The 13,201-nt window shown below is 54.8% G+C and carries 13 protein-coding genes; 4 read left to right on the forward strand and 9 right to left on the reverse strand.

The annotated features are described in order from the left end of the window. Positions 1–8 precede the first annotated feature (8 nt). On the forward strand, positions 9–902 hold the full coding sequence (gene rarD / locus C2U43_RS00005) for an EamA family transporter RarD (RefSeq protein WP_003828953.1): 894 nt from the start codon (positions 9–11) through the stop codon (positions 900–902). A gap of 73 nt (positions 903–975) precedes the next feature. Here the strand turns inward: rarD and corA are convergent, their stop codons facing one another. The 8 genes from corA to lptM form a co-directional block, all read right to left on the reverse strand. Continuing rightward, positions 976–1,926, reverse strand: coding sequence for a magnesium/cobalt transporter CorA (gene corA / locus C2U43_RS00010; RefSeq protein WP_003017920.1), 951 nt, complete (start codon positions 1,924–1,926; stop codon positions 976–978). 154 nt (positions 1,927–2,080) lie between these two features. Further along, positions 2,081–2,137 (reverse strand): YsgD/CorL family protein, encoded by a 57-nt coding sequence (gene ysgD, locus C2U43_RS29685; RefSeq protein ID WP_212723238.1) that lies wholly within the window; start codon positions 2,135–2,137, stop codon positions 2,081–2,083. A gap of 247 nt (positions 2,138–2,384) precedes the next feature. After that, positions 2,385–4,547 (reverse strand): DNA helicase II, encoded by a 2,163-nt coding sequence (uvrD, locus tag C2U43_RS00015; RefSeq protein ID WP_103284528.1) that lies wholly within the window; start codon positions 4,545–4,547, stop codon positions 2,385–2,387. 88 nt (positions 4,548–4,635) lie between these two features. After that, the gene (gene yigB / locus C2U43_RS00020; RefSeq protein WP_032945701.1) at positions 4,636–5,352 is read right to left on the reverse strand and encodes a 5-amino-6-(5-phospho-D-ribitylamino)uracil phosphatase YigB; all 717 of its coding nucleotides are present in this window, start codon (positions 5,350–5,352) and stop codon (positions 4,636–4,638) included. Further along, positions 5,352–6,254 (reverse strand): tyrosine recombinase XerC, encoded by a 903-nt coding sequence (gene xerC, locus C2U43_RS00025; RefSeq protein ID WP_103015294.1) that lies wholly within the window; start codon positions 6,252–6,254, stop codon positions 5,352–5,354. Before xerC ends, yigB begins: the two co-directional genes overlap by 1 nt. After that, entirely contained in the window at positions 6,251–6,958 is a 708-nt protein-coding gene (locus C2U43_RS00030) for a DUF484 domain-containing protein (RefSeq protein WP_008787084.1), read from the reverse strand. The genes xerC and C2U43_RS00030 overlap by 4 nt, the downstream gene beginning before the upstream one ends. Beyond that, the gene (dapF, locus tag C2U43_RS00035; RefSeq protein WP_003017933.1) at positions 6,955–7,779 is read right to left on the reverse strand and encodes a diaminopimelate epimerase; all 825 of its coding nucleotides are present in this window, start codon (positions 7,777–7,779) and stop codon (positions 6,955–6,957) included. The genes C2U43_RS00030 and dapF overlap by 4 nt, the downstream gene beginning before the upstream one ends. A gap of 49 nt (positions 7,780–7,828) precedes the next feature. After that, positions 7,829–8,032 carry an LPS translocon maturation chaperone LptM gene (gene lptM / locus C2U43_RS00040; RefSeq protein ID WP_003017937.1) on the reverse strand — a complete coding sequence of 68 codons (204 nt, stop codon included), beginning with the start codon at positions 8,030–8,032 and terminating at the stop codon, positions 7,829–7,831. 138 nt (positions 8,033–8,170) lie between these two features. On the opposite strand from lptM, the gene cyaY reads away from it, so the two are divergent. Further along, positions 8,171–8,491, forward strand: a complete 321-nt coding sequence (gene cyaY, locus C2U43_RS00045) for an iron donor protein CyaY (protein ID WP_003828967.1) — start codon at positions 8,171–8,173, stop codon at positions 8,489–8,491. A 75-nt stretch (positions 8,492–8,566) separates the two neighbouring features. Here the strand turns inward: cyaY and cyaA are convergent, their stop codons facing one another. Then, positions 8,567–11,113, reverse strand: a complete 2,547-nt coding sequence (gene cyaA / locus C2U43_RS00050) for a class I adenylate cyclase (RefSeq protein ID WP_032934207.1) — start codon at positions 11,111–11,113, stop codon at positions 8,567–8,569. Positions 11,114–11,507: 394 nt separating this feature from the next. Between cyaA and hemC the strand changes: the two genes are divergently transcribed. After that, positions 11,508–12,449, forward strand: coding sequence for a hydroxymethylbilane synthase (gene hemC, locus C2U43_RS00055; RefSeq protein ID WP_003828972.1), 942 nt, complete (start codon positions 11,508–11,510; stop codon positions 12,447–12,449). Then, positions 12,446–13,186 carry a uroporphyrinogen-III synthase gene (gene hemD / locus C2U43_RS00060; protein ID WP_003828974.1) on the forward strand — a complete coding sequence of 247 codons (741 nt, stop codon included), beginning with the start codon at positions 12,446–12,448 and terminating at the stop codon, positions 13,184–13,186. The genes hemC and hemD overlap by 4 nt, the downstream gene beginning before the upstream one ends. The last annotated feature ends 15 nt before the right edge of the window (positions 13,187–13,201 follow it).

The following is a 13,201-nucleotide window of genomic DNA, read 5'->3' on the forward strand; positions in this document are numbered from 1 at the left end:
TTTTCCCGATGGATGCTAAACAAACGCGGCAGGGCGTGCTACTCGCTCTTGCTGCTTATTTTATTTGGGGTATCGCTCCCGCCTACTTCAAGCTGATTTACTATGTTCCGGCGGATGAGATCCTGACGCACCGCGTCATCTGGTCATTTTTCTTTATGGTGGTACTGATGAGCATCAGCCGCCAGTGGTCAGGCGTCAAAACGCTGCTACAAACGCCAAAGAAGATCTTCCTGCTGGCGCTCTCTGCAGTGCTCATCGGCGGAAACTGGCTGCTGTTCATTTGGGCGGTCAATAATCACCATATGCTGGAAGCCAGCCTCGGCTATTTTATTAACCCACTGGTGAATATTGTGCTGGGAATGCTATTCCTCGGTGAGCGCTTTCGTCGCATGCAGTGGCTGGCGGTACTGTTAGCCGCCTGCGGCGTGCTGGTACAGCTGTGGACCTTCGGATCGCTGCCAATAATCGCGCTGGGACTGGCGTTCAGCTTTGCGTTCTATGGGCTGGTGCGCAAGAAGATTGCCGTCGAAGCACAAACCGGCATGCTGATCGAAACCCTGTGGCTTTTACCTGTCGCCGCCATCTATCTGTTTGGCATTGCGGACAGCTCAACTAGCCATATGGGGCAAAACCCCATGTCGCTCAACCTGCTGCTGATTGCCGCGGGTGTCGTGACCACCATTCCGCTGCTGTGCTTTACCGGCGCGGCAACCCGCCTGCGTCTGTCCACGCTGGGATTCTTCCAGTATATCGGGCCTACGCTGATGTTCCTGTTGGCCGTCACCTTCTACGGTGAAGTTCCGGGAACGGATAAAATGGTCACGTTTGCGTTTATCTGGGTGGCGCTGGCGATTTTCGTGATGGATGCGATTTATACGCAACGACGGGTTCGTCGGAGCTAGGGGAGTGCCGGATGGCGCTTCGCTTATCCGGCCTACAAAAGCACATCGCCGTAGGCCGGATAAAGTACAGTGATTACAGCCAGTTCTTGCGCTTAAAGTACAGATACGGCGCCAGCCCCGCGAGCATCATAAAGACAATCGCGCCCGGGTAACCGAAGCTCCAGTGCAATTCCGGCATAAACTCAAAGTTCATCCCGTAGCTGGAAGCCACCAGCGTCGGCGGCAGGAATACCACAGAAACCACCGAGAAGATCTTGATGATGCGGTTCTGCTCGATGTTGATAAAACCCATCGCCGCCTGCATCAGGAAGTTAACCTTCTGGAACAGCGATTCGTTATGCGGCAGCAGTGACTCGATATCGCGCAGGATCTCACGCGCCTGCTCCAGCTGACTGCCCGGCAAACGCGCTTTACGCACCAGGAAGTTCAGCGCGCGCTGGGTATCCATCAGACACAGACGTACTTTCCAGCCGATATCTTCCAGTTCCGCCAACGTCGAAAGCGCTTCGTCATACTCATCGCCCTGACGCCCTTCCATGATCACACGGCTGAGTTTTTCCAGGTCGCTGTAGATGTTTTCGATCTCATCCGCCAGTTGTTCAATTTTGGTTTCGAACAGGTCGAGCAACAGCTCGTAAGCGTTACCATCCACCATCGCCTGGTTACGCGCACGCATGCGGTACAGGCGGAAAGCCGGCAGTTCGCGCTCGCGCAGAGTAAACAGGCGGCCTTCGCGAATGGTAAATGCGACGGTTGAGTTACCCGCGTGATCGTCGGCGTCTTCGTAAAAGAAGAAGGAGTGGATGTGCAGACCGTCTTCGTCTTCAAAAAAACGTGCGGATGCTTCGATGTCTTCCAGTTCAGGGCGCGTAGCCAGATTCTGGCCCAAGTCCTTTTGCACACGGTTTCGTTCTTCGTCATCCGGCTCGACTAAATCGACCCAAACCGAACTGGCCAGGTGCTCGATCTCGTCTGCCTCAAGGCGAGTTAAACGATTGTTTTCCAGTTGAAATGCGCTCAGCATGACCGGGACTCCCAATGCAAAAAATTATCGGACAGTTCGGAGGGCACACAGAAACAAATTGGGTTTCAGACCATTAAACAGCCTGACTCAGCGCGACGGGAAAAAACAGAAGGTCGCTGACAACCGCGAAGGCTATCAGCAAAAAGGGATAGCCTTAGGAGTTGATCCTGGATGACAGGATAATGAGCCAGTATCTACTGGGTGTGTCCAAGGCGAATGTCCTCTTAGCGTAATCGTGCGCGCATGTTACGCCAGCAAAATTTTGACGTCAACACGCAACGGATGGCGAAAAAGTAATAATTTCCCCTTATACAGAAAGGTTAGCAGAGGGGAATTATTTATCTATGATTTCAGAATATTAACCGACAGATAGCCGGATGGCGGCTTCGCCTTATCCGGCCTACAAATCAAAATATTACGTTCCGCGTAGGCCTGATAAGCGCAGCGACATCAGGCGATCATACCGTTTCCAGTCTGGCGTAGGCGGCAACCAGCCATTTGATCCCCTGCCCCTGGAACGCGACCTGCAAACGACTGTGTTCGCCGCTTCCTTCCAGGTTGACGATGGTGCCCTCGCCAAATTTAGCGTGGCGCACGCGCTGGCCGAGCTTATAGCCGGTATCATTTTCCGCCATTGGCGTGCCCATCCGCTGATGGCTCACCGGGCGGCTGACAGTGGCGCGCAGGCGAACCTCTTCAACGCACGCTTCCGGCAGTTCGCCGATAAAGCGCGACGGACGATGGTAAACCTCTTTGCCGTACAGACGACGCGTTTCGGCGTAGGTCAGCGTCAGCTTTTGCATTGCGCGGGTCACGCCTACGTAAGCCAGGCGGCGCTCTTCTTCGAGGCGACCGCCTTCGTCCAGCGACATCTGGCTGGGGAACATGCCTTCTTCCATCCCGACGATAAACACCTGCGGGAACTCCAGACCTTTCGCCGAGTGCAGCGTCATCAGCTGTACCGCATCCTGCCAGGTATCCGCCTGCCCTTCGCCCGCTTCCAGCGCGGCGTGAGACAGGAACGCCTGCAGCGGCATTAAGTCTTCGTCTTCTTCGTTGTAGCTGAACTGGCGCGTTGCCGTCACCAGTTCGTCTAAGTTTTCGATACGCGTCTGGCCTTTCTCGCCTTTTTCCTGCTCGTACATAATGCGCAGGCCGGAGTCTTTAACCACCCGGTCAGTCTGCACGTGCAGCGGCATATCGGCGGTCTCCTGCGCCAGTGCGTCAATCAGCTCCATAAAGCGCTGTAAGGCGCTGGCGGCGCGACCCGCGAGGGCTTTTTCCTGCAACAGCTCACGACAGGCCTGCCACAACGTTAGCTGGCGGTCACGGGAGGTCTGACGCACCACATCTAAAGTACGATCGCCAATCCCGCGGGTGGGCGTATTCACCACGCGCTCAAATGCGGCGTCGTCATTGCGGTTGGCGATCAGACGCAGGTAGGAAAGCGCATCTTTGATTTCCTGGCGTTCGAAGAAGCGCATCCCGCCATAAATCCGATACGGCATGCTGGCCTGTAACAACGCCTCTTCCAGTACGCGCGACTGGGCGTTGCTGCGATAAAGAATAGCGCATTGCTCCAGCGCACCGCCGTTGTCCTGCCAGGTCTTGATACGATTGACCACAAAGCGCGCTTCATCGAGTTCGTTGAACGCGCAGTACAGCGAGATCGGTTCGCCGTCGACGCCATCGGTCCACAGCTTTTTACCCAGACGCCCGTTGTTGTTTTCAATCAGGGCGTTGGCCGCGCTGAGGATATTGTTAGTCGAGCGGTAGTTCTGCTCCAGGCGAATAGTTTCTGCGCCGGGGAAATCCGTGAGGAAGCGCTGGATGTTCTCCACCTGCGCTCCGCGCCAGCCGTAGATTGACTGATCGTCATCGCCGACGATCATTACCTTGCCGGTATCGCCCGCCAGCAGGCGGATCCACGCGTACTGAATGTTGTTGGTATCCTGAAATTCGTCCACCAGGATATTGGTAAAACGTTCGCGGTAGTGCTGCAGGATATGCGGTTTGTTGAGCCACAGCTCGTGGGCGCGCAGCAGCAGCTCGGCGAAATCCACCAGCCCCGCGCGGTCACACGCTTCCTGGTAAGCCTGATACACTTTCTGCCAGGTTTGCTCAACCGGGTTGCCGTAGCTTTGCAGATGATGCGGACGCAGCCCTTCGTCTTTCTGGCTGTTGATGAACCACATCGCCTGACGCGGCGGCCACTGCTTCTCATCAAGGTTCATCGCCTTGATCAGACGCTTGAGCAAACGCAGTTGGTCTTCACTGTCGAGGATCTGAAAATCCTGCGGCAGGTTCGCATCCATATGGTGCGCGCGCAGCAGGCGGTGGGCCAGACCGTGGAATGTCCCCACCCACATACCGCCCTGGCTGGTTCCCATGATCTGGCCGATACGGTGGCGCATTTCCGCCGCCGCTTTGTTGGTAAAGGTCACAGCCATAATGGAGTACGGCGAGTTATTCTCAACCGTCAGTAACCAGGCGATACGGTGCACCAGCACGCGCGTTTTACCACTCCCCGCGCCTGCCAGAACCAGCATGTTGCTGCGTGGCGCGGCCACCGCTTCACGCTGTTTATCATTAAGGCTGTCGAGCAGGTAAGAAACGTCCATTGGCACCGCCGCGTAAAAGTAGGTAAGGCGGATAAGCGTAGCGCCATCCGCCAAAAAGCTGGGTATATATACAGAGTTCTGCTGGTGATTATATCAGCGAGGTCAGAGATGCCAACTGTGAAATTTCGATATGCGGAAGCAAACGACTGTCTGCGGTTTGCATCAGGTCGGCATTTTCCGGTTTGATCCAGCAGGCCTGCATACCACAACGGATGGCGCCCGCGACGTCCGTCGTCAGGTCATCACCCACGTGCAGAATCTCACCCACAGGCATTTTCAGTTTTTCCGCCGCCAACGTGTACATGTCGCTAAACGGTTTTGATCGTCCGTCGGGACCGGCACGCAGCACAAACTCAAAGTAATCACCCAGGCCAAACAGTTCCGGCTGCGCGTTACCGTTGGTGATCGCCACCAGCGGCCATTTGCGGGCCAGCGCCTTCAGCGTGTCATGCGTCGTCTGCGGGACTTCAATGCGGCTACGCCATTTGGCAAAATTCATCATCGCCGCATTCGCCCCCATTCTGGCTTCTGCCGCTGACAACCCCGCCTCCAGCATAGCGCGCTCTACGGCACGGTGACGCCATTGGGTAACATCGTGGTAGATTTCCGGCTCGGCGTCGCGAACGGCCTGACGTAAGCGCTGTAGGTCGCTATTTTGCAGCGAATTCAACGCCGGATGGTAATTCTGTACAAACGCGAGCGCTTCCTGCTCGGTGCGTGTGATAACGGGACGGTTATCGTAAAGGGTGTCATCAAGGTCAAAGGTGAGCGCAGAAATGCGCCCCAAAGGCCGGTAAAAACGCATTATTTCCCCCGTTTGGCGCGCGGATGCGCCGCATCGTACACTGAAGCCAGGTGTTGAAAATCAAGATGGGTATAGATTTGAGTCGTGGAGAGATTGGCATGACCCAATAACTCCTGCACTCCGCGCAGATCGCCGCTCGACTCCAGCATATGCGTCGCAAAGGAGTGACGCAATTTGTGGGGATGTACGTGGCTGTTCAGCCCCTGCTTGATACCCCATTCAGCAAAGCGTTTCTGCACATTACGCGCCGAGATGCGTTTGCCCAGTTTGGACAGAAATAGCGCATCGTCATCGCTGCCAAATAGCCCGCGTAGATCCAGCCAGTGCTCAATCCACGCCACCGCGTTGCGGCCAATCGGCAGGCGACGCTCTTTACTGCCCTTACCCATCACCCACACTTCGCCGGTGTCGAGGTCGAGATGTTTAATATCCAGCCCAACCAACTCAGATAAACGCAGACCCGCGCCGTACATCACTTCCAGCATTGCTCTATCGCGCACGGCAAGGGGATCGTTGAGATCGATATCCAGCAGACGATTAACATCGTCGACATCGATATTTTTAGGGAGATGACGCGGTGCTTTCGGCGCGGAAACGCTTTTTGCCGGATTAGCTTTCAGCTCGCCCTGATTAACCAGCCAGTCGAAGAAACTGCGTAACGCGGAGAGACGCAGCGCCAGACTCGCCGGCCCCAGTCCTTTACGACGGCTGCGAACAGCAAAACTACGTACCATCGCAGCATCACATTGTTGCCAGCTTTGCAGACCGGTCTCTCCGGCTAACGCAATGATGGCATCAAGCTGACGCTGATAATTAAGCAATGTGACCGGGCTAAGCTGACGCTCAACGCCCAGATAGCGCAAAAAGCGCGCCACATCCTGAGAAAGGGGTGAATCGGTCATACGCGTTCAATCCAGCGCTCCAGCAGTTCCGGCAACATCAGCGAGATTTCCTGCAGCAATTGCGTGCCTTGCCCCTGCTGGTAATGATTAACGTCACGGCTGCTGAACAGCATCACGCCCAGAGAGCCATCTTGCCCGAGCATCGACATCGCCACCGAACCTATGGCTTTCGCCTCCGGCATCATGACCAGCAATTCCGGACCATTGAGTGGCCCAAGATAGTGCTGTGACTGACCCAGACGCTGGATACGCAGCGGTTCAAAAGCCTGACGGCTTAATGCCAGATGGGTGAATTTTGATGGCGCGCCAAGTCGCCAGCGATCCGGGAACAGACGAACCGTCGCTCCGGCCAGCCCTAACTCACGCGCCCAGCGATGAAATCGCATCAGCATGTCGTCAAGACTGCTGGCCGACACCAGCCGCCCTTGCAGATTTAACAGACGATAGAACAGGCTTTCATTGGCGTTGGCTTGTTCCATCAACAACGCCATGTTCTCTTCCAGCACGTTAATATGATTACGTGCCCGCGCCATATGCCATTCCACTAAAGAGACCGTGCCCCGCACTGGGTGCGGAACTCGCATCGCTTCAACGGCCTGGGCATTACGGATAAAAAACTCAGGATTACGTTGCAGGTAATCGACGACCGCCCGGTCGTCCAGCTCCATGAGCGTTTCCTGTAGTTCTTCCCCTGGTTGCTTCATAAGTGAATAAATCCGTCGTAGACATGTGCCGCCGGGCCAGTCATATACAGCGGATGACCCGGACCTTTCCAGGCGATATCAAGTCGACCGCCCGGTAATTCCACCCTCACTTCTTCTGCCAGCAGACCCTGCTGGATACCGACCGCAACGGCAGCGCACGCACCGCTGCCGCAGGCCTGCGTTTCACCCGCGCCGCGCTCATAGACGCGCAGTCGGATATGCTCGCGTTTTACCACCTGCATAAATCCGATATTGGCGCGTTCAGGGAAGCGTTCGTGGCTTTCCAGAACCGGTCCCAGTGTTTCTACCGTGGCCGTATCAACATCATCAACCTGAATCACGCAGTGCGGGTTCCCCATTGAAACCACGCCGCACAATACTGTCTGTTCGGCCGCGCGCATAATATAGGTCTTCTCTGCTTTGTTAGCGCGAAAAGGAACCTGCGAGGGTTCAAAATTGGGTTCGCCCATATTCACCCGCACCAGCTCGTCGTCGGTTACGGTTAATACCATACGACCATTCGCGGTACTGACGCGAATATCACGTTTATTAGTCAGCCCTTTCAGGCGAACAAAACGGGCAAAACAGCGGGCGCCATTGCCACACTGTGACACTTCACTGCCGTCGGCATTAAAAATACGGTAGTGGAAATCCAGCTCCGGATCATACGGAGGCTCAACCACCAGCAGTTGATCAAATCCAACGCCGAGATGTCTGTCGGCCAGGCGGCGGATCAGCTCTGGTGAGAAAAAGACATTCTGCGTTACCGCGTCGACGACCATAAAATCGTTGCCAAGGCCATGCATTTTAGAGAATTGCATCATTCACTCCGTTCACGCGGGTACAGAAATGTAAAATCTATTCCTGCCGTTAGTAATTCACCTGAGAAGGCCCATCACTAATCCCACGATCGTTTTTCTCAGGCGTGGTGGATTGCGATTGCGGCTGAACGCTCTTGGTCGGAGGCGGCGCGGTTTTATCAGCTGGCGGGAAATAGAGCGGGCCTTTTAACCCACAGCCCGTCAGGCTGAACAGAGTAAAAATGACAGCGAGTGGCTTTAACACGTTTTTCATTATGGATTGCCTGTAAAGTTCATGCTTTCTGTTTTCTATCATCGCAGGAGAAGGCGTAAAAGCAAGAGTTTGGCTAAAAACTGCATCGCGATTTATTCCACGTTATACTGCGGGCATCACGAAAAATAGGATAAGAAAATGAACGACAGTGAATTTCATCGCCTTGCTGACACCCTGTGGATGACCATTGAAGAACGTCTGGATGACTGGGATGGCGACAGCGATATCGATTGTGAGATCAACGGCGGCGTGCTGACCATCAGCTTCGAAAACGGCAGCAAAATTATTATTAACCGTCAGGAGCCGCTGCACCAGGTGTGGCTGGCGACCAAACAGGGCGGCTACCACTTTGACCTGAAAGGCGACGAATGGATCTGCGACCGAAGCGGCGAAACGTTCTGGGATCTGTTGGAACAAGCGGCAACGCAGCAGGCGGGTGAAGAGGTGAGCTTCCGCTAAGCTTTAGTGCCGGATGCGCTTTGCTTATCCGGCCTACTTTAGCCCGGTAAGCGTCGCGCCACCGGGCAAGTTAACTCACGAGAAATACTGCTGTAACAGCGGCGTGTCGTTGTCCTGACTGGCTGGCGGAACGGCGCTAATCGGCTGGGTGCGGAACGGAATCACCTGCGCGCGCCCGTCGGTTTTCACAATCTGATAGAACTGCGGCAGGTTAAAGTTGATGAAGCTGGAGCCGTAGGTAAAACGATCGTGCGACGATGAGTAGAAACGACTGACGTCGCGTACCAACTCCTCTTTGCTACCTTCGCAGTGGTGATACACCTCGGCCCGATTGCTTTCGTCCAGAATGTAGATATTAAAGCCCTGCTCATCACCCGTTTCTTCGAAAAAGAACTGAATAATCCCTTCGCTGGCAAAACCGTCGACCACCGACGGCAGTTTCACATGGTTGGTCTCAACCTGGACGGAAAGCCCGTGCAGTTTGTTATGTGAAATCGCGCCATAGAATTCAATTGCGTTTTCCAGCTTCTGTACCGAAACGTTCAGGCGCTCGAAGAACAATCCCCACGTCTGGCCGGAAACACGCAGCGCTTTGAAACGTCCGGTTTCCTGACGGGTGCTGGAGAGGCGTAGTTCGATGCACTCAGACACCAGTTGCTGGACGCGGGTGCGAATTAAACCGCGCAGATGCTGGCTATAGCAGAAGACCTCGACGCTATCTGGCGGCGCGGCATCCTGGTGCATTTTGCCCAGAATCGTTTTTAACGCTTCAATCATCGCCTGCTCGCCGTTGAAGTGCAGCGTACGCACTTCATTCCACGAGTTGCGATACAGCAGGTCGACGCTTCCTACCAGGCAATTTTGCTCTTCGCCAAAGCTGAAGACGTCCAGCTTACGGAAATCAAAATGCACCACCTGATTGCGAAATGCTGCCGTTGGGTCATATTCGAGGTTAACGATAATCGCCAGATGGCGAATTTCGCATGGGCTATAGAGCGCTTTCGGCGTTGGTGCAGGCAGCCGCAGCGGGAAGTGGTGCGATACGTCGGCGACCATTTCCTGCAGCTTCGGCAAATCAACAATGCCGTTGCCCTTAATAAACAAATGCGTACGCGAGGTCAGCAGGCCGTTGAACCAGGCCCACGCCACCAGCTTGTTTAGATAGCGGTTATATTCCAGCGGCTGATGGCTGATGATCGAGTCCATGTTCGGCGCGCGGTTGTAGAGATACCAACCTGAACGGTTGGCACGACCCGGCGGTACATGGATAAAGGTCAGATTCGGTTCCGAGAGATCCGGAGATATCTGTGGGTTCACCAGCGTGACTTTACCCGGTAACGCTTCAAACGCGGCATACAGCTTACGGGTCAGCACGCCGATATCCTGCGGGCTGGCGCTGACGCTGAGGTTATTGCGCCGCGCAAAGCGGATCAGATTACGATAGCTCTGCATCATCGCATCGAGCAGTTCGTTATGCGCTTCGCGTACCTGGTCAATCTTCCAGTTAGCGCGGTTATCCAGCATGGTCAGACGGGCGTCATCCCAGCCCCACTCTTTCACTAACTGACTTAATACTTCACGACGCCAGCCCACACAGGCGCGCTCACGGCTCAGTTTCTCACACACTTTTAAGTAGAAACATCGACGCACTAAATCCAGGCGCGTCGGATCTTCGATCGCCGTGAGGTACTCGGTAACGCGCTCCAGCATCATGCAGTAAGGATCGAGACCAAAAGAGACGATCTCGCCGTCATGCAGACGCTGTTTAATATCTTTCGCCAGCAGGCGTGGATTTGGGTATTCCCAGGAATAAGCTTCCAGCAGCAGCGTTTTCAGCACCGCTTTGTACGGGGAGTCGATACTCTTGTACAACTGCCAGAGGCTGGCGCCAAAGTACTCTTCGGCGGATAGCGAACTGAGCCCGCCGAGATCCAGCCATTCGTTTGGCGTTAGCACCCCCTGCGCGTAGAGCGTCATGACGTAATCGTCGTAATGCTCTTCTTCGTCGCCAGGCACCATATTCCACAGAATACGTTTACCCGCGAGGCGCACAGCGGTGCGATAGAATTCATCAAGCAACAGGATATGCTGCGTCGAGCCACAGTCTTCACCACCCAGACTGCCGCTTTCATTGTGACGGAAACGGTTTTCATCAATCAGGAAGAAACTGACCTCCACGCCCAGCGAGGCGGCCCAGCTTTCCAGCAGGCTGCATTTACGCTGCAGCAGCTGGCGCTCTTCACTATCCAGCCAGGATTGATGGCAGACCCAGATATCAAGGTCAGAGGAACAGCTTTGCCCTACCGAAGAGGTGCTGCCCATTGAGTAAACGCCGGTGATCGGCAGTTCGCCCTTGGGAGGATCCTGCGGCGACATACCGCGGTACAGTTCCAGTTCGTTCAGGTAGTGGCGTTGGGTTTCATCAGGCGTGTAAAAGCATATGCCTTTGGGAACGTTACCATCGAGGTAACCCGGCATCAGCGGATGGTGGTAGTGCAATAATGTCGGCAGCAGACTGTATACCTGCTGGAAGGCAGGTCCCATGGCAGCAAGCGCGCGATCCACACGCAGTTGATTTATGGCATCCAGTCTCTGTTTCAGAGTCTCAATATAGAGGTACAAGACGTATCGCCTGATGTTGCTATCCGTCATGTTGTCGATTGCCGCGGCGCAAGCGCTCACAATAATCGCCATCAATTCGGATAAACCGTATGTCAAAAATAACCGTTACCTGTTTTTCGCCCATATTTTTTTATGCTGTTCAGCCGAAAAAATGGTCTAAAACGTGATCAATTTAACACCTTGCTCATTGACCGTAAAGAAAGATGCGCTACATACAAGTGTAGCACCGTTCGTTACGTGTAAATTCCTTCATACGGTCGGGAGGTTTCTCGTCATTATTCACTGCCAGTGATGATGCAGCGCCTTTTCCTCTCACTTACGTTTGAGCGTAACGCTGACATCCCTTTGATAAGGATGTTAGGATGGTCAATGATTGATAATGACGGTAACAAGCATGTTAGACAATGTTTTGAGAATTGCCACACGCCAAAGCCCCCTTGCGCTCTGGCAGGCACATTATGTCAAAGACGCCTTAATGGCAAACCACCCCGGTCTGATCGTGGAACTGGTTCCTATGGTAACCCGTGGCGATGTGATCCTTGATACCCCGCTGGCGAAGGTCGGGGGGAAAGGGTTGTTTGTTAAAGAGCTGGAAGTCGCGCTGCTGGAAAAACGCGCCGATATCGCTGTGCATTCCATGAAGGATGTGCCGGTTGAATTCCCTGACGGTCTTGGGCTGGTCACCATTTGTGAGCGAGAGGATCCGCGTGATGCTTTCGTCTCAAATAAGTACAACTCGCTGGATGAACTCCCCGCAGGCAGCATCGTCGGGACGTCCAGTTTGCGCCGCCAGTGCCAGTTGGCGAAGCGTCGCCCGGATCTCGTCATCCGTTCGCTGCGCGGCAACGTAGGCACGCGCCTCAGCAAACTGGATAACGGCGATTATGACGCCATTATTCTGGCAGTCGCCGGATTAAAACGTTTAGGTCTTGAGTCGCGAGTCCGCACCGCTCTGCCGCCGGAAGTCTCCCTGCCCGCTGTCGGGCAAGGCGCAGTAGGCATAGAATGTCGACTGGATGATATGCGCACTCAGGCACTGTTAGCGCCGCTCAACCATGAAGAGACCGCGCTACGCGTCAAAGCAGAACGCGCCATGAACACCCGCCTGGAAGGGGGATGTCAGGTACCTATTGGCAGCTATGCCGAAATCATCGACGGTGAGATTTGGCTACGTGCGCTGGTCGGCGCGCCAGACGGTTCACAGATGGTATGTGGAGAACGTCGCGGCGCCACACAGGATGCCGAACAGATGGGTATCTCTCTGGCAGAAGAACTGCTGGAGAACGGTGCGCGCGCCATTCTGGCGGAAGTTTATAACGGAGAAGCCCCCGCATGAGTATTCTGGTCACCCGCCCGTCTCCCGCAGGGGAAGAGTTAGTGAGCCGACTGCGCACACTGGGGCAGGTGGCCTGGAGTTTTCCGCTCATCGAGTTTTCACCTGGTCGGGAACTGGCAACGGTTGCTTCCCGACTGTCGGCGCTGACGGAGAACGATCTGGTCTTCGCTCTCTCGCAGCACGCCGTCACCTTTGCAGATGCCGAGCTTCGCCAGCAAGAGAAAAGCTGGCCATCCCTTCCGCGTTATTTTGCCATTGGCCGTACAACGGCGCTGGCGCTGCATACTGTTAGCGGCTTCAATATTCACTACCCTCTGGATCGGGAAATTAGCGAAGTCTTGCTACAATTACCTGAATTACAAAATATTGCGGGAAAACGCGCGCTTATATTACGCGGCAACGGTGGCCGGGAGCTGATAGGTGAAACCCTGACGGCACGCGGAGCCGATGTCGATTTTTGTGAATGTTATCAACGCAGTGCAAAACATTACGATGGTGCGGAAGAAGCTATGCGCTGGCAATCCCGTGGCGTAACCACGGTGGTTGTCACCAGCGGAGAGATGCTACAACAGCTCTGGTCGCTCATTCCGCAGTGGTATCGTGAGCACTGGTTACTACGCTGTCGGCTGTTGGTCGTCAGTGAGCGTCTGGCGCACCTCGCCCGGGAACTGGGCTGGCAAGATATTAAGGTCGCTGATAACGCCGACAACGATGCGCTACTACGCGCATTACAATAACTCTCATAATGGGAT

The sequence above is a fragment of the Citrobacter freundii complex sp. CFNIH9 genome, from assembly GCF_002903305.1.
Lineage (GTDB): Bacteria > Pseudomonadota > Gammaproteobacteria > Enterobacterales > Enterobacteriaceae > Citrobacter > Citrobacter portucalensis.

Bases quoted from the DNA above. Each gene is read 5' to 3' on its own strand.
- corA (WP_003017920.1), bottom strand. From the start codon at position 1,926: ATGCTGAGCGCATTTCAACTGGAAAACAATCGTTTAACTCGCCTTGAG.
- uvrD (WP_103284528.1), bottom strand. From the start codon at position 4,547: ATGGACGTTTCTTACCTGCTCGACAGCCTTAATGATAAACAGCGTGAA.
- hemC (WP_003828972.1), top strand. From the start codon at position 11,508: ATGTTAGACAATGTTTTGAGAATTGCCACACGCCAAAGCCCCCTTGCG.
- xerC (WP_103015294.1), bottom strand. From the start codon at position 6,254: ATGACCGATTCACCCCTTTCTCAGGATGTGGCGCGCTTTTTGCGCTAT.
- C2U43_RS00030 (WP_008787084.1), bottom strand. From the start codon at position 6,958: ATGAAGCAACCAGGGGAAGAACTACAGGAAACGCTCATGGAGCTGGAC.
- dapF (WP_003017933.1), bottom strand. From the start codon at position 7,779: ATGCAATTCTCTAAAATGCATGGCCTTGGCAACGATTTTATGGTCGTC.
- cyaY (WP_003828967.1), top strand. From the start codon at position 8,171: ATGAACGACAGTGAATTTCATCGCCTTGCTGACACCCTGTGGATGACC.
- hemD (WP_003828974.1), top strand. From the start codon at position 12,446: ATGAGTATTCTGGTCACCCGCCCGTCTCCCGCAGGGGAAGAGTTAGTG.
- yigB (WP_032945701.1), bottom strand. From the start codon at position 5,352: ATGCGTTTTTACCGGCCTTTGGGGCGCATTTCTGCGCTCACCTTTGAC.
- lptM (WP_003017937.1), bottom strand. From the start codon at position 8,032: ATGAAAAACGTGTTAAAGCCACTCGCTGTCATTTTTACTCTGTTCAGC.
- rarD (WP_003828953.1), top strand. From the start codon at position 9: ATGGATGCTAAACAAACGCGGCAGGGCGTGCTACTCGCTCTTGCTGCT.